At 37.6% G+C, this 20,766-nt stretch carries 16 protein-coding genes; 5 read left to right on the top strand and 11 right to left on the bottom strand.

Annotated elements, in window-relative coordinates:
* Nucleotides 1–111: 111 nt before the first annotated feature.
* The 5 genes from ACLBWE_RS11745 to ACLBWE_RS11725 all read left to right on the top strand — a co-directional run bounded on the left by ACLBWE_RS11745 (nt 112) and on the right by ACLBWE_RS11725 (nt 4,573).
* Nucleotides 112–1,131, top strand: coding sequence for a hypothetical protein (locus ACLBWE_RS11745; RefSeq protein ID WP_447603012.1), 1,020 nt, complete (start codon nt 112–114; stop codon nt 1,129–1,131).
* Between the two features lie 158 nt (nt 1,132–1,289).
* The gene (locus ACLBWE_RS11740; RefSeq protein ID WP_447603010.1) at nt 1,290–1,994 is read left to right on the top strand and encodes a hypothetical protein; all 705 of its coding nucleotides are present in this window, start codon (nt 1,290–1,292) and stop codon (nt 1,992–1,994) included.
* 27 nt (nt 1,995–2,021) lie between these two features.
* The gene (locus ACLBWE_RS11735) at nt 2,022–2,213 is read left to right on the top strand and encodes a hypothetical protein (RefSeq protein ID WP_447603125.1); all 192 of its coding nucleotides are present in this window, start codon (nt 2,022–2,024) and stop codon (nt 2,211–2,213) included.
* A gap of 535 nt (nt 2,214–2,748) precedes the next feature.
* A complete protein-coding gene (locus tag ACLBWE_RS11730; protein ID WP_447603008.1) occupies nt 2,749–3,912 on the top strand; it encodes an MFS transporter in 1,164 nt (387 codons plus the stop codon).
* A 157-nt stretch (nt 3,913–4,069) separates the two neighbouring features.
* Nucleotides 4,070–4,573, top strand: a complete 504-nt coding sequence (locus tag ACLBWE_RS11725; RefSeq protein ID WP_003652266.1) for a hypothetical protein — start codon at nt 4,070–4,072, stop codon at nt 4,571–4,573.
* 47 nt (nt 4,574–4,620) lie between these two features.
* On the opposite strand, the gene accC is transcribed toward ACLBWE_RS11725, so the two are convergent.
* The 11 genes from accC to sbnA all read right to left on the bottom strand — a co-directional run bounded on the left by accC (nt 4,621) and on the right by sbnA (nt 20,403).
* Complete coding sequence (accC, locus tag ACLBWE_RS11720; RefSeq protein WP_003652264.1) at nt 4,621–5,991, bottom strand: acetyl-CoA carboxylase biotin carboxylase subunit; 1,371 nt, start codon at nt 5,989–5,991, stop codon at nt 4,621–4,623.
* A gap of 17 nt (nt 5,992–6,008) precedes the next feature.
* Nucleotides 6,009–6,428, bottom strand: a complete 420-nt coding sequence (locus tag ACLBWE_RS11715) for an acetyl-CoA carboxylase biotin carboxyl carrier protein (protein ID WP_003652263.1) — start codon at nt 6,426–6,428, stop codon at nt 6,009–6,011.
* Between the two features lie 17 nt (nt 6,429–6,445).
* Nucleotides 6,446–6,901 (bottom strand): type II 3-dehydroquinate dehydratase, encoded by a 456-nt coding sequence (gene aroQ, locus ACLBWE_RS11710; RefSeq protein ID WP_005039909.1) that lies wholly within the window; start codon nt 6,899–6,901, stop codon nt 6,446–6,448.
* A gap of 235 nt (nt 6,902–7,136) precedes the next feature.
* On the bottom strand, nt 7,137–8,462 hold the full coding sequence (locus ACLBWE_RS11705) for a Y-family DNA polymerase (protein WP_447603004.1): 1,326 nt from the start codon (nt 8,460–8,462) through the stop codon (nt 7,137–7,139).
* 263 nt (nt 8,463–8,725) lie between these two features.
* The gene (locus ACLBWE_RS11700; protein WP_447603002.1) at nt 8,726–10,999 is read right to left on the bottom strand and encodes a TonB-dependent receptor; all 2,274 of its coding nucleotides are present in this window, start codon (nt 10,997–10,999) and stop codon (nt 8,726–8,728) included.
* A gap of 156 nt (nt 11,000–11,155) precedes the next feature.
* Nucleotides 11,156–11,926 carry an HpcH/HpaI aldolase family protein gene (locus ACLBWE_RS11695; RefSeq protein ID WP_447603000.1) on the bottom strand — a complete coding sequence of 257 codons (771 nt, stop codon included), beginning with the start codon at nt 11,924–11,926 and terminating at the stop codon, nt 11,156–11,158.
* On the bottom strand, nt 11,919–15,446 hold the full coding sequence (locus ACLBWE_RS11690; protein ID WP_447602998.1) for an IucA/IucC family protein: 3,528 nt from the start codon (nt 15,444–15,446) through the stop codon (nt 11,919–11,921). Before ACLBWE_RS11690 ends, ACLBWE_RS11695 begins: the two co-directional genes overlap by 8 nt.
* Nucleotides 15,443–16,648 (bottom strand): MFS transporter, encoded by a 1,206-nt coding sequence (locus ACLBWE_RS11685; protein ID WP_209733831.1) that lies wholly within the window; start codon nt 16,646–16,648, stop codon nt 15,443–15,445. Before ACLBWE_RS11685 ends, ACLBWE_RS11690 begins: the two co-directional genes overlap by 4 nt.
* A 3-nt stretch (nt 16,649–16,651) precedes the next feature.
* Nucleotides 16,652–18,292, bottom strand: coding sequence for an IucA/IucC family protein (locus ACLBWE_RS11680; protein ID WP_447603120.1), 1,641 nt, complete (start codon nt 18,290–18,292; stop codon nt 16,652–16,654).
* Nucleotides 18,293–18,363: 71 nt separating this feature from the next.
* Entirely contained in the window at nt 18,364–19,377 is a 1,014-nt protein-coding gene (sbnB, locus tag ACLBWE_RS11675) for a 2,3-diaminopropionate biosynthesis protein SbnB (RefSeq protein WP_447602996.1), read from the bottom strand.
* A 21-nt stretch (nt 19,378–19,398) separates the two neighbouring features.
* Complete coding sequence (gene sbnA / locus ACLBWE_RS11670; protein WP_003652249.1) at nt 19,399–20,403, bottom strand: 2,3-diaminopropionate biosynthesis protein SbnA; 1,005 nt, start codon at nt 20,401–20,403, stop codon at nt 19,399–19,401.
* Between the last annotated feature and the right edge of the window lie 363 nt (nt 20,404–20,766).

Raw genomic sequence — 20,766 nt, 5'->3', positions numbered from 1 at the left:
CGCGTATTTGTTAGTCTAATTATTATGGTAATTCAGTAACATAAGTTCATCGTATTTCGGTGACTTTATCAAATAAAAAATATATTAAGAGATGTTTAATGGAGTTTAAATATGTTTAAAAAAAATAAAATATTGATAGTAATTTTTTCAAGTCTACTGATAGTGGCTTGCCATGATAGTAATGAGTCAAATGGCAATAGCAGTGAGTCTAAGCCTAAGGTATTTGAGCAATGGTCAAGTTTTCATTTTGCTGAAAGAAGTATGGGTACTGGAGTGGAAGAGGCTCCTTTTAAGTATGTAATTACAACAGTAAGGTCCACTTTAACAATTGATGATAACAATTTATTTGAAAAAAAGGATTTCTTTAACTTAAATGAAAAAGAACAAAGATTGACACCTAGCTATGCCACTTATACAGGTTTTTATGGCAGCAATGAAAAACATCAAGAGTATGGTGATCATTTAGGGAAAATTAATACATCGACTATTAATCAATGGACTTTTTCTCCAACGCTCTTAAATGGAACAGACGAATTTAATCGAATGACTAAGTACAGAGTCTTAGATATAGCAGGTCAAAATGTTCTTGATACTTTTGATCCTAATTTATCAATTAGATTTAATGGGGTTCCATTATTTGATGATGTATATGGTCTTGCTGCATTGAAATTTTATAAAAAATTATATAGTAGTAATTTTCCTTTAGGATCAAAATGTATTCAGCTCATATCAGTTGAGCAAAATAGTGATGTTTTAACTTTAGAAAGGTATCCAGAACCAAATGTTGATCCATATGATCAAAATACAATTAAAGAATGGTGGGAAGATAGCAAATCACAGGGAGATAAGGTTTCTATATATAAGGATACAGAAGCATTTATTCTAGATTTTTCTAACTCCGGAGCAGCTAAAGTTAATAATACATATTATTGGGCTAAACCAAGTTTGAAAGGCGAAGTTTTTTCATTTGCTAAAACTGTGGCAAAGAATAAAGAAAAGTTTGTGGATGAGGAAGAACTATATGAATCAGAAATAAAATATTCTGAAATCTATGATGAGTTATCAAAAAAATCATGTCATTATTTTAACCCTGAAGCTACGATGTTTGTTAGTAAGTTGGCTGATTTATAAGATATTAACTCAAGATTAAAAATAATTTAAATGCATGTGTATTTAATTATATTAAACTAAACCATATAGATAAGTTGATAATTATTTTTTTGCTTTTATATAATCTGCTTTTATATATCGTTAACCTTATATTAATTTTAATTTAAGGTTAACTTGAAATGAAGGCCTTTTTGTTTTTGTTTGCTTTTTTATTGGTTATCTGTAAACCAATTACCTTGCATGCTGATACGACTTACGAAACTTTTGATATACATTTTGTCATTCTTACTTCTAATCCCTCGGCTCAAATGGTCGCAACATTAAATCAAATGCAAGAAGAAGTTAATATTTTAAATAATTACTTTGTAAAAGAAGACAGATCTCCTGTAGTAAAGTTTCGCTTCAAAAGTGTATCTTTTTATAATGATGTAAAAAACTCAACATGTTCATTTGTTTCGACTGTTAATTCTGCTACTCCATATGATTCAGATGGATGGGCTACTTTGTTTAATAATTGCAATGATCCTAAAGTTAGAGATAAAAATGCTTTAAATTTTTATGTTCATGATGGTTATTCTGAAGCAAATGGTTTTAATGAAGCAGATAGTCATGGGAAAAGAAATTCTAATAGACCATATGTAATGTTGGACTGGCAAAGAATCAATCACAATATTCAATCACCTGAAGAGCATGAAATGGGACATGCTTTTGGCTTAGAGCATGTATGTGCTCCCGGGGCTACCTATAATACTTCAACAAATATCATGACTACTGTTTGCACTGGATCATCTGGTGGTAAGAGGGATATAGGATTTAATGCAGCGCAAGTTAGTACAATTACGTACTATGTGCCATTAATAAAAGCAAAATTATCGTCGCTTTAATTTTTTCTTGATTAGAATCCCCGTTATATGGGGATTTTTATAGCTGGTGGGCCATGGTCTGGCGGTCGTAGGGGAAAGCTTGCAACAAAGGCGTGGATTCTTGATTGTGATGATGTAGCTGAAGAGATGGGCTATACCATAGTTCGCCTGAAAGCAGCAGCTAGATTTAAGATTAATGAATTTGGGCCATTACAAATACGAGCAACTTTTGCCAGCTAATCCGCACATGGCCGCAGCAATACATGACTATTTCAATGACGGAGGTTTTGTGGCTTAGTCATTTATTGAGAAAGAAAAGAGGGCTGAGTTACACAAACGCATAGGCACTTTTCCTTGGCATTTACCACCCATGGACCGTTATCATTTACTAAATAGAAATTAATATTTTGGTGGAGATAGTGGGAGTTGAACCCGCGTCTTTAAGAGCTCTCTTCGGAGGGCTTTTTTATGTTATGAGCTAATACAACTTGAGAAAATCAATACTTTTAGCTTTTTAACTCAGATAAACATCGACACCTCTTTATTATCCCTATCAACAATAAATCAATTTAGTTTTACCCAAAATGATAGAATTGCGACGATCAGTAATTTGATATGTAGTTTTTGCTTGAAAAACATGCAGTCTACAAATTTTTTTAAATTGATTGGAAAGTAAATTTGTAGACTAGTGAAGTGCAAAACACAGCATATCAGTACAAATGGATGCAACTTTAATTATGATTAACTATTTGAAAATGCAAAATAAAGCAACTTAATGCAACCACTTACAATCCAAACTAGACTCGGCGGATTCTACTTCTTTTATTATTCCATTGTTGGCACATTTATGCCTTACTGGAATTTATATCTTCAAGATCAAGGGTTTAATTATCAAGAAATTGGTGTTTTATCGTCAATTGCCATTGTAACGCGTTTTTTCGCACCTTTGGTATGGGGATGGATTGCTGACAAATCTGGTAAGCGAATGCTATTAGTACGGTTGGCGACTTGGATGGAATCATGTATATGGTTGGCTATTTTTATAGTTCCAAATACGTTTCAATCCATTGCTTTGCTCATGCTTATTTTTAGCTTCTTTCAAAATGCTATTTTAGCTCAATTTGAAGGGGTTACTTTATTTTGGTTGGGTGATCAAAAAGCTAAACTTTATGGCAAAATCCGTAAGTGGGGATCTGTTGGATTCATTGTGGGTGTTTTCGTTATTGGTGCACTTCTAGAAATAGTACCTATTTCGATGCTTCCGATTTTATTATTAATTATTGCTTCATTGGCATTTATCTGGTCTTTCACAATTCGAGAACCGGATGGTGCGCCTACCTCACAAAAGCAGTTAGAGCCTTTACTTCCGGTACTTAAGCGCCCGACAGTAGCTGCATTTTTTATAATTGAATTTATTTTACTTTTTTCGCATGCGCCTTTTTATAGTTTTTACAGTAATTTTCTAAAATCTTTGAATTTTAGTACGACTGAAATTGGATTTTTATGGGCTATGGGTGTTTGTGCAGAAATTTTTATGTTTTCAATTGCTCCAAAGATTTTTCAACGTTTTTCGTGGCGTAGTTTAGTGATTGTATGTTTACTAGTGACGAGCATACGCTGGATGTTGGTTGCACTATTTTCACATTATTTTGTTGGTCAACTTTTTGCACAATGTTTGCATGCTTTTAGTTTTGGTCTATTTCACTTAATTGCGATGCGAGTTATTTTTCAAAATTTCTCGGCTGGACAACAAGGGCGGGGACAAGCGCTTTATAGCACTATGTGGGGTTTAGGTGTGGCTTTTGGTAGTGTTCTGGCTGGACATTTTTGGAAAATTCTTTCCGGTGAAATCATCTTTATGTGTGCCAGTTTGGTTGTACTCTTAGGCTTATGCTTTGTAATGTGGCTTCCTAAACAAATCGATTCCTCAAAGGCATAAGCTCGAAATAATGAAAAAAACAAGATATTTATATTGAAAAAAGCAAGTAAATATAAAATTGTTTGATGACTTGTTGTAGCACGTTACAGTTGAAAAATATTGTTTTTATATGGTTATGAACCAGTGAATTTGTCAAAAAATATGCTAACTTAAGTTCATGCGTTTAATGATTAATAAATCTATGAAAAATATTTATATTATTGGATTATTGTGGGCTTGTTCTGGTTTAGCTGTGGCAGAAACGGCGACTCAGCAGCCAGCCGAACAACCCGTTCGGACAGCAAGTAATCCTAATGCTATACGTATTGTTACGCGTCCTGAAATTATGGGATTATGGGGAATGGAAATTCCAAATAATAAGAAATGTGTGGAATATTATAATTTCCGTAGCAGTAATGATGTAGTGATCAAAAGTGGTCAAGAATGGTCATATGGCTTATATGAATATCAACCATCTGATGATCCTAAAGAGCAGTTAGCTGCTTTGGTCATGCAAATTAAATTTGATAATAATAAAATGGATTGTTCTGGACAGAAACAAGATCAGACAGGTGATGTTTCCCAATATTTTGTACAGTGGAAAAATGATCATACTATTAACTTCTGTTCAACCGCTAAGGGTGAACAGTGTTTTGCGACTTTACGTAGAGTACTACCATAAAGTAATAGATATAAAAAAAGCCTCTTATTTATAAGAGGCTTTTTTTATTATGCAGTTTCAGCTTTCTTTTTTTCTTCCAATTGCTTTAACAAGTGTTTTTCAAGGTAATGGATGTCCATTGCTTGAGAGCAGAAGCTCTTATCTTGCAAAATAAGATCTTTATGCAGAGGAATATTGGTTTTAATTCCTGTAAGGATCATTTCATCTAACGCTTGACGCATACGTGCAATTGACGTTTCACGGTCTTTACCATGAGAAATCAGTTTGGCAATCATAGAGTCATAGTAAGGTGGAATGCTATATTCTGGATAGATATGAGAGTCTAAACGAATACCAGCACCGCCTGGCGCATAGAAACTTTCAATTTTACCCGGTGAAGGTAAGAAAGTTGTTGGATCTTCTGCATTGATACGACATTCGATTGCATGTCCTTGAACTTTGATATCTTCTTGTTGAAGTTCTAGTCCTAGGCCGCCTGCAATACGTAGCTGTTGTTCAATAATGTCAACACCAGTCACCATTTCAGTAACAGGGTGCTCTACCTGAACACGAGTGTTCATTTCAATAAAGAAGAATTCACCGTCTTCAAATAAAAATTCAAACGTACCAGCACCGCGATATTGCATCAGCTGACATGCATGAACACACGCTTCTAGAATATCAGCTCGAGCTTGTTCTGGTAGATTTGGTGCAGGCGCTTCTTCTAGCACTTTTTGGTGACGACGTTGTAATGAACAGTCGCGGTCATATAAATGAATCGCATGACCATTACCATCACCAAGAATTTGAACTTCGACATGGCGAGGTTTTTGTAAAAAACGCTCCATGTAAACAGTATCGTCACCAAACCACATTTCTGCATCGCGTTGTGCTGCTTGAACTGATTCAAGTAGTGTATCTACACGCTCAACAATACGCATACCACGTCCACCACCACCAGATGCCGCTTTAACAATAAGCGGGAAACCGATTTCTTTCGCTTCTGCCAAGGCATTGTGGATGGTCACGGCATGGTCGCAACCCGGTACAGTAGGTACACCAGCTTTTTTCATGGCAACAATCGCAGAAACTTTATTCCCCATGAGGCGAATATGTTCTGGACGAGGACCAATAAAAGTAAAGCCTGAACTTTCTACAATTTCAGCAAACTCAGCATTTTCTGAAAGGAAACCATAACCAGGGTGAATGGCATCAGCACCAGTAATTTCTGCAGCAGTAATAATTGCCGGGATATTTAAATAGCTATCACTACTTGCGCCCGGACCAATACATACTGCTTCATCAACAAAACGTAAATGCATCAAATCCTTATCAGCATCTGAATAGATACCAACAGTCTTGATTCCTAATGTTTTGCAAGCCCGGGTAATTCGTAAAGCGATTTCACCACGGTTTGCAATTAAAACTTTTTGCAACATAGACGTCCCCGAGGTAATTACGCGCGATAACGGAATAAAGGTTGACCGAATTGGATAACATCACCATTTTTCACTAAAATTTCTTCAACCACGCCACTTTGAGTTGCTTCAATTGGGTTCATGATTTTCATTGCTTCAATAATACCCAAAGTTTCACCAGCAGATACAGTTTGACCTACTTTAACAAATGGTGCTTCACCTGGGCTTGGAGCAGCGTAGAACACGCCAACCATTGGAGAAGGTTCAACTGCTCCACGTGGTGTTTTTGCAACTGGTGCTTCTGCAACAGGAGCTGCCGGAAGTGCTACACCAGCCGCAGCAACGACTGGACTACGACGAGTTAAAGCGATTGATTGATCACCTTCTTTAACTTCAATCGCTTGCAAGTCAGACTCAATCATTAAATCGATGAGTTTCTTAATTTTGCGGATATCCATGGGCGACTATTCCTAAACTAGTTTGGGTTAGATGGTTGAATTTTTTCAATGGCGTAATCGAGTGCAAAACTATAGCCTTTTGCACCTAGACCACAAATCACGCCAATTGCTTTATCAGATAAATAAGAATGGTGTCGGAATGCTTCTCGTGCATGAACATTCGACAAATGTACTTCAACAAATGGAATGGCAACGCCAAGTAGAGCATCGCGTAGAGCAACAGAAGTATGAGTGAGGGCGGCAGGGTTAATAATAATAAGTTTTACGCCTTCAGTTTGTGCCTGATGAATACGGTCAACAATGGCACCTTCCCAGTTGCTCTGGAAAGTATCTAATGTAATTGATGCGCGTTGAGCTTGGGTAATAAGTTGTTGGTTAATATCACCTAAGGTAAGATGACCATATACTTCTGGTTCGCGTTTTCCCAGCAAATTCAAATTCGGTCCATGAATCACCAAAATGGTCGAACTCATTCAGATTGCTCCAGCTCTAAAGTTGCAAATATTCTTTGCAAGATGTCTGCAAAGTTTGCTTATTATGGCATATGTTTCTACAATTTTTTTATAATTTGTTTTAATTGTCGCAGAAATGGTACACCAAATTCGGCTTATATATTGTAAATTTTGCGATGATTTAGCAATGTTAAAAAATGACAAAATTTCAAGTAATTTAATGAAGCTTATTTTAAACTGAATTGACAAAAACAGTTCATGTATTTTGTGTAACGGCTGTAGAGTTCTCTTCAATTACGAGTAGCTCATTCCATCGGGTTAGATAGTTTTTTGACCGGTGACATTGTTTTATATGCCAAGATGGGCTACGCGAATGATAGCCCACTTGTAAATAGTGACTACCGAATCGATTACGGACTGTACTTAATGTTTTCATGAGTTGTTGTCTTTGCTGGATCAACTCAAGAGGTTGCCATAAATCATCAATGTGATGTTGACGGGCGTGCAAACCACAAAATAAAACTCCAATCTTAATGTATCTTTTATTTTCTTTATATAAAACATCAATTTGTTGCATTGCTGCTTTGGTTAATATGCATAGATCATCTGTTGCATAAGTTAAGCCAATTGCTTGAGATGACGCTTTTTTATAAGGTGGTTTATCTGTTTTTTCATAAAGCATGACTTGAATGCACGCACAGAGTTGTTCTTGTTTCATTAAACGCCGATGAGCACGATTGAGATGGAAGATAAGCGCTTGTTTAATAATCTCAATGTTGGACAAAGCTTGAGCGAAACTTCGTGATGCTAAAATTCGTTTTGTTAAGATGGCAGGATCATCAAGTTGAATGCAGGATTGGCCTTTTAGCTCACGAATGGTACGTGCCATAACCACAGAAAAAGCTTTGGCTAGATGGTATTCATTGGCAAAAGTTAAGTCTAGGCATGAATAAATTTCATGGCTTCGTAGTTGTTTGACCAATTGATAGCCAATTCCCCAGACTTCTTTAACAGAAGTTTGTTGCATGAGGTCTTCAAGAAGTAGGGGATCTAAACTAGTGAAATTACAAATCCCATTAAAGCTTTTAATTTTTTTAGCATAGTGATTGGCTAACTTGGCCTGAGTTTTTGAATATCCAATACCAATACAGCAAGGTAGGCTTAACCATTCTTCTAGCGTTTCTACGACTTTGACACAATAAGAATGGATATCTAGAGATTGGAGGTAAGGGGTAAGGTGGATAAAGCATTCATCAATAGAGTAAGCCTCTAAATCATCGGATGAGAAAAACTCCCCAAGAACCGAAAAAAAGCGACGAGACATCTCGGCATATAAAGTGTAGTTGCTCGAATAGACGTGTACGCCTGCTTGGAGAGCTTCTTCTTCAATTTGATACCATGGGATTCCCATCTTTATACCCATGTTTTTTGCTTCTTCACTGCGTGATACAACGCATCCATCATTGTTAGAAAGTACCACAACAGGCAAACCAATAAGTTTGGGATTAAATAGTCGCTCACAACTGACATAACAATTATTAATGTCTACAAGCGCATAAATTTCTCGATGTGAGATTTCCATTATGATTCCCCTTAAAAATATTACTAAAGCTACATGCATGAATTGAGTTTCATAAACACGATGTTGAAAAGTGTTGGGAGAAAATCATATTTTGAATATGTAACAAAATCAAGTTAACAAAATTTATGGTAGAAAGCTAGGGTAGTTCCGACAGTCGGTTTCAAGTCGACAAAGAAAAAATAGAAAGTTTAAATAATTTTTTAAATAAAAAAAGGAGACCGTACTAGATCTCCTTTTTTATGACACATGCTATCTAATTTTAATTACCATTTATGGCTATAAGAAACTTTAAGCGTTGCGCCATTTGCGACTAAATGGCTAGTGTTATTACCAGATCTTAATAATTGACTGTAGAGAGGGTAGTATTTGCGGTTAAACATGTTCTCTAAACCAATCGTCACAGTGTCTTTTTTGTTAAGCGCAAAGCTACTGATTAAATCGGCTGTTGTATAAGTTTTTACATCGTAGCGACCAAAACTATTTACACCATTCAAGCGGTAATCTTCTGAACCGAAGTAAGTTGCTTGTAGGCGGTTCGTCCAAGTTTCAGTTGGGCTATAAGAAACATAAGCTGTGAGTTTTAATGGTGGAATACGGAAACCCGTCATGTCTTGTTCAGCACCGTTTTGAGGTTTTTCACGGCCTTTCATCCAAGTAACGCTACCACCAGTTCCCCAAACATTAGCATCATCAAGATAATCAAAAGTTGCTTCAACACCAGTGATTTTCTCTTTGGTTCTAAGCATAACCAAACTATTACTCACTGGCTGCACAGCACCAAGGTCAGAAGTAGAGTGGAAAATTGCTAAGCTTGATGAGAAATTATTGAAGTTTCCTTTCCAGCCCAACTCATAGTTATCAACTTTTACAGGTTCTAAAAATGAAGATGATAATTCAGATTTTTTTTCCTCACTTGCATTACGAATAATCACACCCACATCAGGTAATTGAAAACCCTGATTAAACGATGCATAAATCGAGTGCTGGTCATTCGGTGAGAAAGTCACATTAGCATTGTATAACCATGAATCAGCTTTCACTTTTCCACCTTGATATACATAAGGGTTGGGCTTATATGATTGTGTGTTAGGATCAAGTTGTGATAGTGGAATAAAGCTATCAATTTGGGCGTAGCTGTCTTCATAACGCGTACCAGCTTCAGCCGACCATTGGTCATTAAATCGGTGTTTTAACTGTACAAAACCACCCACACTTTGCGTGGTAAGTTCAGGTAAATAAGTAAGCTTGCCAGTTTTTACAAACTCTAAGCCGCCCGATTGATCATAAATGTCACGATCAAAAATATCTAAAGGCATTTCGCTTTTTTCGCGGCTAAAGTCACCACCCCAAACCAATGAGGTATCACCTAAAAACTCAAGGGGTGTGGTCACAGTTAAACGGCTACCGAGTACGTTATTTTCTTGAGAGACCTGATCCACTTGTCCACCACGTGGGCTGACTTGATTTACAGGAACACGTGCATCAAATGGTGAGAAACGAGTAAAGAAGTTGCGGTAATAAATTTGAGCATCAACCTTATTACCAAACAGGTCTTTATGGTTATAGGTTAAATTGTAGATCTGGTTTTCGTTTTTAGTCTGGTCTTTAAGCTTTAAGCCTTTAATTGCTTTGGCTGGTACAGTTCCGGCAGGGGTATTCTTAACACTTATGTCAGATGCATAATCTGAGTCTTGCTCGGCATTATAGTAGTTTGCGGCGAATTGTAGGTATTGGTTGTCATCAATATGGTAACCCAGCTTACCGCCTACGCTGTAGGCATCGGCATCATAAAGGTCGCCCTGACTTGGTTCCGGTGCAACACGGTCACCACTTGCATCGTACGGACTACCAATACGTTGATAGCCAAAGTCGAGTGCATAGTCAAAAGCGTTAAAGCTGCCTGTGAAATATTGATGAATATCGCCACTTAGAGCATTAGAACGGAAATTTGTTAAAGGTGTTTGAAGTCCAACGACTGTTTTTGCTGTAGGTTCGCCACCAGCAGCTTTCGTGGTAATTGAAATAATACCGCCAGAAGCACCACCACCATAAATTGCATTACTGCCTCGAATGACTTCAATGTTCGCAATACTTTCAGGGTCAATTGAGGAAAGTCCTCTTGATGTGTCGCGTGTGAGGTTCATTGGAACGCCATCGACCAAGATCAGAGCATTACGACCACGTAAAGTTTGACCGTAATCTGTAATAGTACGGCTTGAGTCAGACAGGCCCGGTACAGCTTTGGCTAAAACGGTTGCAATACTTCCAGAGGAACCATTTCTTAAAAGTTCAATTTGTTTTTCATCTAGCTTGGTGACTTGCTTAGCAGAAGTAGAGAGCTCATCTGCACGTGAAGCAGTAATTGTAATTGTAGGGAGTGCTTCAGGCTTTTTTTCTGTTTCTGTGGTTTCAGAAGGTGAAGCTGCAAATGCTGAATTTGAAAGAAAAATGGCCCCACCAAGTGAAAGGAGTGGAATGATATTTTTAACTTCTGACTTTCTCGTAAAAAGTTTATTACTTTTTATCTTATTTCCCATTTTCTCGCCCTGAGAGTGATTTTAAATTGAGCGGATTATAAATGAGAATCATTGTAATTAACAATATTATTAATTGCTTAAAAAATAATATATCTGAAATTTATTCAATGCATTAGGGAAATAAGTGTTTATTCCCCCAAAAAAATTGAACAGTAATCAGATTTCTTTAAAAGCATTTAGGTGATTTTGATGAGCACGGCGAATAATGCTTCGGTCATCTCCGAGCACAAAAAGCTGAACAGACTGTTGTTTCCACGCCGCGATATCTTCAGGTTGTCGGGGAATGGCGCAGAAATGCTTTCGGCTATTTCTAGTCTTTATATACATCTCTTGAACTTTTTCTTTGACCTTCGGATGGCTAGTTTCCCACGGCATTCCCATAGACTGAGAAAGGTCAGCTGCACCTTCAAGAATAATATCGATGCCGTCAACTTTTAAAATCTCATCAAGATGTTCTAGTCCTTCTAAGCTTTCAATCATAGCAATGACAACAGTCTCGTTTGCAGCCTGTTGAACAAAACTGGCTAAATCATCAATGCCGTATCGATTTAATCTTGTCGAATTCATTCCTCTTTGACCAAGCGGCATATAGTGGCAATAATTCACAGCTTCTCGTGCCTGCTGGGCATTTTCAATACGCGGGAAAACAATGCCAGTTACCCCTGCATCAAGCAAAGGTAAAACTAGGTGATTAGCATTTAAAGGCACTCTTACAAACACATCAATAGACGTGGCTCTAGCTACTAAAATCATGGTCTCGACTTGGGACGTGGTAAATAAAGTATGTTCCAAGTCGATAATAATAAAGTCATAGCCCGCAAGTGCCAGTTGTTCGACATTAATGGGAGATGCTACGGAACAAAATATTCCGTAGAGCATCTCACCATTTGCTATTCGTTTCTTAAAAGAAATCGAATGCTTATTCATACTCGATTTCCTTAATGAGGCTGAGCGGGTTCGGCGTGGTTTGTACTCTTAGACGAATTTCAGGAAGGAAACGGCGGCTTGCGAGCTGTTCAATATCGATGGTGTCATCTGTAAAGTTAAACAATTCATATCGCTCAGCAAACTCTGGATGTGCTTCTTTGTGTTGATTGATGATGGTTCTTAACATGGTCCAGAATTTGATTTCATCGAAGTCATAATGTTCATTTAGGAAAATTGCTAACTCTGCAAGGTTTACAAACCAAAGTGCATCTTGAGTAAAGTCTCTTAACTCATTTGGAGAGTGGGTTTCCAAGAACGAGTTCGGGTTAATTTTGGCATGTTCTTTTGGCGCATCTTGCAAGTTAGGTAAAAGTTCGGGCTCACGTAAAAGATGACGGCTAAAACGAATACCGTCATGGAAATCTTTCAAAGCAGCTTTGACTGGTAAGCCATTTTTATGAATCAGAACCATGTTTTGTGCATGTGACTCTAACGCTAAGCCGTGGCACCATAAAATATGCATGATAGGTAAATAAGCATTGGTGAGTAATTTCTCTAACCAGAACTCGATACCGTATTCTTGAATCCACTCATTAATTAGAGGCTTTTGGTCAATGTCGACTTGCATGAGGCCAGTTACCGGAGTTGCCGATTCACCTTCTTTTAAGTAACTATAAATACTTTCGCGCCAAATGCAGGCGAGTGCGCCGTATTGAACAGGTAAAGCAATTTGTTGGTTAACTGAAAGGCCTGCAATTTCTCTTAGAATGACAGGCTTGCGATGCTTTTCTAGAATATGGTCTTGCTCGACAATTTTATAAAGCCAGTCACTCATTTTTGCAGCATTTTGAACGGTATGTGGTGCCAATACGCGAGATGTAGAGGTATTAACCAAATTCATTGCCAACTTGAGAGAAAGTGCAGAGATATCACTAATGTTCGATAAGGTTCGAATCGACTGTTGTGGTAAATAAGTTGGACCTTCAATGTCTAACGGGATGATCAATTGGTTGCTAATCGCATCTTGATAATATAATTCAATAATTTTATCCCACTGCCACGGATGAATTGGGGTGAGGATATAATCTTTAAAATCTACATTTTGCTCTTTCAATTGATCGTTAATGGCTTGTAGATCTTTCTCTGAAAAATGCTGTTTATAAAGCTGCTCTAAGTTAATCGTTTCACTTAAAACCAGTTTGCATAAACTGTTATGAGTCGCGGTCCATTTAACCGTAAAACCTTCAGAAAGCTCAGGTGCATATTTTTGATTTTCTTTTAAATCGAAGCCGATACGAGACTTAAAGCTTGGATGATATAAATGCGCATTGGTAATCCTTGCTTCTTGTTCTAAATAAGGCAAAGTTCTTAAAGGTTGGGTAGGTGCTTGGCTCAAAGTCTGCGCATGTTTAACATAAGTTAAATTGAGCTCATCATTAAAGTTTTGCCATTTAACAGGATCTGCTTCAATAATATTTTTTAGGTCGGCAAGTAGTGTTTTTAAGTTAGGACTAGTTTCAGCGCCTAAACTAATATCAGAACGGACTAAGCTTGAAGGATCTAACTTAATTCGTTTAAAGCTGAAATGTCGTTTAGCGGCGCATGTATAGAAAACTGTATCGGAAATATAAAACTTGATCTGACCTTTAGAAAGTTCATATTTAAAGGTATTTTCAAAAATAAGCGCTTCTAATAATTGGCCCATCACTCGATTTTCTGCGAGGGTTCTATAATTGGTTTGTTGTGTTGGTTGAAGAGGGCAAAGGGCTTCTGCGCCGCGATATTTATAAATAGGATTTTCAACTTCAATCCAGATTGGATTGCCACCACTGTGGTAGAGCGTATTTAACATATTTGCCTTGATTGGTAATGTGAGTGAGTTAATTAATAAATCGCGGTAGTGCTGACCTTTGGTGGTAAATTTTTCTTGAATGAGCGTAAGACGGGTGGTTTGCCAAAGCACAGATTCTTCAATTACGGTAACTCGTGCAATTGCGCTGATGAGATGCGCAATGTGGTTGATTACGAGGTAATACTTTAAAAAGGTCCATGCATCTTTTTGAGAGAACCAAACGGTACTATCTTCAGAAATAGATGAATCATCCTCTATCATTTCTGGAACAATGCTAATGCCTTCCATATCTCGAAGAATGAGGCGGTGTGGATAGCCGTTTTTAAATTCCATTAAACTGTTTTGCATATGTGCTTCTACGCTAATGCCTTTATTTGCAAACAGTTCGACTAATGGGATGAGTGAAACTTTAACGTACTGTTTCCACCAAAAAGTAATGAAGTCTTTTGCATCAGGCACTTGCAAATTTTGGTTCGGTGCAGCTTGTTGAATAAAGCTGAATAAAGGAATTTCATGGTTCTCATTTTCTTCGACCAAGCCACCGAGCATTCTTGTATTTTCTAATACCTCAGGTGTGAGTCCAGCTCTATAAATAATGCCAAATGAACTTTCAAGCTCTGGAATTTTGACTGTTTTCGCCTCTAACTCCGGCAGAATCACAAGGTCAGGATATTGTTCATTAATCTTGTGATTGATAATAATTTTGCTTGCATCAATGGCGCGCTCCATTTCATCCATTGGGTTATTACGAATGAAACTGGTAATTCGCACATCAATTGAGAGCTTTAAGAATAGGTTTGATTGAGGTAACCACACAGTACGAACAGATGAAGTTGGCCATACAGTTTGACCTAATGCACCCAGATGTATGATTTCTTGACTGTCTAAATATTTCTTTAAAGATGGGTGTTGAAGTAAGAAGTTGGCTTGCCACGGGTGGGTCGGCATGAGCTCATAGTTTGCTAAGTTCTCTTGTAAACGCTCTTTCGCAGTTTCTAAAACTTCATCTTCAATACGGTGAGAAGGTTCGGTCTCGCTGACTAGCTTTTCGATTAAAGAAGAATGAACCGCGAAGTAGTGTAGCTGGAAACTTGCGCCTAACTCAGGGCTATACTTCTTCATGTCTTCTTTCGAAAAACCTAAGTTGGCTTTAGAGGTGACATGAAAAGGATGCCCATATAGCATGCCTTGTTCGGTAGCTTGAAAACCACTCAAAGCTTTAGATGTGGTTTGGGATGGTCTATTTTCTAAAAAGAATTTTGTGTTCTCGATACTATTGGCAATATCGGAATAAAGGTTCTTGTTCTGGTTTTTGTCTTTAAATAAGCTATTTAACTCATCGGTAATGAGTTTCACCAAATTTTTAGGATCAGTTAGAGAGTCAAAAGTATTGTCGCTTAAGTTTTGCAGAGCAAAGCCACGCTGATATCGATGATAGCCAGTGGTTGAGAAGTGTTGAACTGCACCATAAACAATCGTATTAGACGCATTAAACGTGTAAGAAAAATAGATCGAGTTCGGCTGTTCCGCATATATTGTGAATAAAGGAGAATCTTGAGCTGAGATAATGTGCTCTTCAAGATCTACTTTAAGTTCGCGAAAGAAAGTATTCAGGTACTGTTCGAAAAGTTTATAAGACCATGCATCGGTTGTAATAATTGAGTTCATTCTTGTGCCTCTTCTAAAATTGTATCCATTAAGAATCTGTTCAAAATCACCACTAAGCCCGCACCGATAAAAAATAAAGAGGTGCAGATTAATGCGGCTGTAATATTGAAAAATGAGTAGGTAAGCGTGATGGTGATCGGACCAAAAAGTTGGCCTAAGACAAAAGCACTGTTAGAAATGCCGATCACTTTTCCTTGGCTTTGAGTGCCAGCTTTTAGAGAAATCGTGTGTAAGATCGAAGGAATAAGCGCTGCGAAGCAAAAACCTTGTATGAGTCGTAATACGAGAATGAGCCAGAGATTGGAAACCCAGATCAATGCGAAAATCGTGATGCCACAAATTAAAGAGGCATAAACGAAGTTGTTAAAAGAATCTCCTTTATCATCATTTCTTTTTCCCCAATAGGTTGCCGCAATAAAAGCAGCTCCCCATGAAAGCGCATGGATTGTGCCCGTTAAGCTTGCAGCAGATAACGACGAATGAATGTTTTGGCTTATTTCACTAATATATAAAACGAAGCAAGACACTAAACCAAAACCACCGGCTTGCACCAAGATGCCGGCACTCAACCAAGAAAAAATTGTTCTATCAAAAAAGTCTGGAATTTTAGATTTTTCTTTGGTTTTTACAGCCTCAGTTTTAACTGGATTGGCTAATAAAAAGGATGCGATCACAATTAATGTAACTACAATAAATGCAGTTGCATTAAGTAATATTTCAACCCGCCAGTGGTCCATAAATATACCGCCGAGTACTGGACCACACAGGCAAGCTAGCGCAACACTACTTTGTAGTTGCCCAAAAGCCGCACCTCTTTGTTGTTCATTAGAAAGATATGAAACATAGGCATTCAGAATGACGGAAAGGCCGCAAAAACCAAGTAAAATCCGCGCAAAAATAAATAGGTATAAATGCTGGGCGCTAGCCATGAGCAGTATTGAAATACAGAAACCAGCCAGTGAAAGTAGCAGTGCTTTCTTATGGCCAAAAGTGTCGGATAGGTGACCAACAATTGGTGCGGTAAATAAACTGCCAATTGCGGGTGCAGCGAGTGCCAAACCTGCCCAGATAGTGGGAGCACTCATATGCGCCGTCAGTTTTTCCATATAAAGCGGCATGATCGGAATAAGCACCATGAGCCCGAAAGTGGAAAAAAACTGGCAGAGCAAAATAATGAAATGATCTAGGCGAGATGAGCGCATGATTTAGATATCCATGGTCTCATAGCTAGAAACAGATAAGCTTTGATAAGGGTTTGACGTGGTTCCGATTTTGCTTGGCATTCCCGTCGAATCACTTTCTTGGGCTAACAGCGGCGTAAGTAGCTGTTTGAACGGCCAAGTCTTATTGTCAAAAAGATAGGTTTGAATCTGAGACTTTGTCTGTTCTGAAATTGGTTGGGTTTCTACAAAATCATGAATAATGTCTTGAATCATTTCCCAGAAATCGCTTTCTGAACGATCTGTATATTTCAACGCAGCTAAAGCAATCGGATAGAGGTTAATTTGAATCCCTAAAGTAATGAAGTAATTAAATAAGTCTTCATTTTTAGTAAAGATAAGATTGTTTGGCGTACTGGTATCAATGGTATACGTTGGAGGTGTAAAGCCACTTTCTTCAATAGCTGGTGTACATATTCTTAAGGTATCGTGGTCACGTAAAATAAAGCATTTGAACTTATTATTTTCATAACACACCATGGTGTTTTGCCCATGGCATTCAGGCATGATTCCTTTCGACCAAAGCGTTAAGAATGTTTGAATAAAATGGACACTGAGGTCTTTTAATAATGACCATTTATCACCTTCAACGCCTAAAGTTTCCCAAGGGTCAACATAGATACAGCTTAAAGCCGACATGGTAATTGGGGTGACGTTTTTATCTTGGCAAAAATCCGGTAAATGTCTGACTTGGCAACCGATTACACCTAAATTTTTTACTATTGGCTCTTGTTTACCCAGTACCCACCAGTGAGTTTCATTACTCAGAAAGAGACGATTTTTTAATAAAGAAGTTTCATTAATAACTTCATTTAAAAAATCATATGCTCTATGCCCATTCATTAAATAACGTCCCGGCATAGAGCGGATTGCACCTAATGTTTTGGCATTTGTTGATAGTTTTAAATGCAGAATATGGTTTGAGTTGTGAATAAGAGTTCTTAAAGATGAAGTCGGTAAACCAATTGTCGTGACATGGTTCAGGTCAATACCACCGTACTTATTTTCATCAAACTTTAAATAGCGATGTTGAGTCTCTAACAAAGGCAGGGCTAAGTAGTCTTCTGAAAGCTCGGCCATTTTTTCAGTAAAATGATTGTCCTCAGCTTCTGATAACAGAAGCTCTTTATGAGGAATCGATTCCATATTATTGATCACGTCATCTTTCTTAAAAGCCCACCAATACACCTCAATTTCTTTTTGAGTCGTAAGTGGTGCAAGTTCACCTTTTGAGTGGGCGAACGGATGAAATGGACGATCAGCAACAAGAGAGAGCAATTCACTTGTAATTAAAGGTGAGGAAAATGAAAGTGCTGACTGTAAAATCTGAGGGATTTTTTCAGCCGTTACTAAGTTGTCGAGCCAATAGTCAATTGCCTTTTGATGATGCGGTGAAGGCCACCAAGATGCTTTTGTTAAATAGGTAAAAACTTCAGAAATAGAAATTTTAGAAGTCGTATTACTCAAGATGTTATGAAGCAAAACTTCGGGTTGAGTAACATAGAAAGGATTTACACCATCTACTTTTAAACAGCTGAAATAGAGTTCCAACTCATCATTTAGAGTGATTGCCAGATAAGGCTTTTTATAGGAAATATGATCTCTAAAATCTCCATAATTCTCCATGTAGAGGGCATCTATTGTTTTTTGTAGTTGTGCTGTGTAAATCCGATCTAGCATTTTAGTTATTCCTATTCTTATAAAAGTGGTAGAACCGTGCCAACGTTTTGTTCTTGTGCGGCATTGAAGAACCATTTAGCGCAAACGATGTCGTCAATCGCCATGCCCATTGGGTTAAGCAAAATGATTTCATCTTCATGTTCGCGGCCGTTTTTATGACCAATAATGATGTCGCCCAGTTCAGCATGCAGTTTTTCACGACTGAATAAGCCATCTTCAACCAGTACGTTGATGACTTTCTTTTCTCGATTTGATTGGTCCCAGTCGTCCACAATAACTTTGTCAACTTTTAAGAAGACTTCAGGCTCAATATCCATAATTGAAATATTGGAAACAAAGCAGCCTTTTTTAAGCCATTCAAATGGGATGTAAGGCTTATCTGAAACTGTGCAGGTAATAAGCACATCTGCTTGCTGAATTGCAGATTTGGCACCGTCATGAATTTCAATTTCTAGATGTGGATATTCTGAAAGGAACAATGCTTTGAGTTTTTCCGCCGCTTCAGGGTTCACATCAAATAAATGTATTTTTTTCACTTGAGCGTATTGTTCAAGTACCGTTTTAATCTGCATTTGAGCAATTGGTCCGCAGCCAATCACGGTAATGTCTGAAAAGTCTTTTTTGGCTAGATACTTAATCGAAACACCCGTAATTGCAGCAGTTCGCATTGCGCTAATTAAGCTGCCTTCCATTACTGCAACTGGGTAATTTGTTTCTGAGTCATTTAGAACAATCAGTGCGCTGGCACGTGGAATATTGAATTTTTTAGGGTTATGTTGTCTTGAACCAATCCATTTGATTCCGGCAATCGGGTCATTGCCACCTAAATAACAAGGCATTGCAATAATACGGTCAGCAATGTGGTCTGCACCTTGCCAGCGGAGGTAAGGTTTTAAGGGTTGTACAAACTGTTTATTTGCATGCAGGGTTAAACCTTCAGTAATCGCTTCAATAAATGAATTGCTATGATTTGCGCCAAGATTTAATAAATCTGATTGACTAAGATAACGAAGGGTAGCCAGATTGCTCATGAATATGTCCTAAGGAGAAGGTTAAACAACATTTTGTAAAGTAAGGTTTTCTTGACGTCGTAAGTTTCGATTGAAGTGACGTTTCTTGATCATTTCGAACCATTCATCTGCATAAACGAGATCTAGATAACGATCGCCTCGATCAGGTAGCAGCGTTAAGACGCATGAACCTTCGGGAATGGTTGGAATGAGTTTTTTTATCGCTGAAATAGATGAGCCGCTTGAGCCGCCTGCAAAGATTCCTTCATGTTCAAGAAGTTCTCTGCAACCGACTGCCGATTCATAGTCATCCACATAAATGACATCATCAATTTCATCGGGGGAGAGCAGAGGTGGAACAGTACTTGCTCCAATACCAGGAATTTCACGTGGACCAGATGTACCACCAAACAAGACAGAGCCGACAATATCGACTGCAATCACTTTTAATTCTGGGAACTTTTCTTTAAGGCGACGTGACACACCCATAATCGTGCCGGAGGTGCTTGCTCCGATCACGAGGTAATCAATCTTGCGATCAATTTGATTTAGGATTTCTTCTGCTTCACCAAAATAGTGGCTTTTCCAGTTGTTTGGATTTGCATATTGATTAATCCAGACAGCATTCGGCAGTTGTTGGCATAGCCGCTTTACAGTATCAATTCTGGTTTTTAAGTAACCGCCGTTTTGGTCTTTTTCAGAGACCATTTCGATATTGGCTTTGTAAAGCTTCAACATTTGTAAGTTTGCTGAAGCAATTTTCGGGTCAATAACGGCAGTAAATTTTAATCCATATATTTTGCATGCCATTGCAAGAGCAATAGCCAAGTTTCCTGAAGAACTTTCAACAATATGACTATCTTTATTAATTACGCCAGATTTTAGGCCTTCCTGTAGCATGAATAATGCTGGACGGTCTTTAATACTTCCTCCTGGATTTAACAATTCCATTTTCGCAATCACTGAGATCGATTGATGCGTGAATAGCCTTGATAATTGTAATAGTGGCGTTTTACCTATGCAGTCGAGAATATTTTCATGGATCATGGTAGATCTTCTCAGGTTTTTATGTGATGTGAATGATAATGATTATTAATTTAATTATTATTACCAATTGTGACATGATTGTTGCGGTTTGTAACGCAAAACAGGGGTGACTTATAGGAATTTTCACTAAATTTTTTTGTGTAATTATTTGAATGTTAATATTTATATTTTATAAAGTGACTAATTAATAAATGTTTTAAATATAACTAGATAGGCAATAAATTACTTTTCACCTATAAAAAATAATTTAATGAGCATAGGGTTTTGGAAATAAAAACTCGTGACTGAAATTACTTTAAAATTAAATCGGAATATTTGTGCTGATTAACATATTTTATGCAGCCTACATTTTGTAGAGTTTAT

Source organism: Acinetobacter sp. M5A5_2a (genome assembly GCF_053345265.1).
The sequence above is the reverse complement of the archived record's forward strand: the minus strand, read 5'-3'. Positions and strand labels throughout refer to the sequence as shown.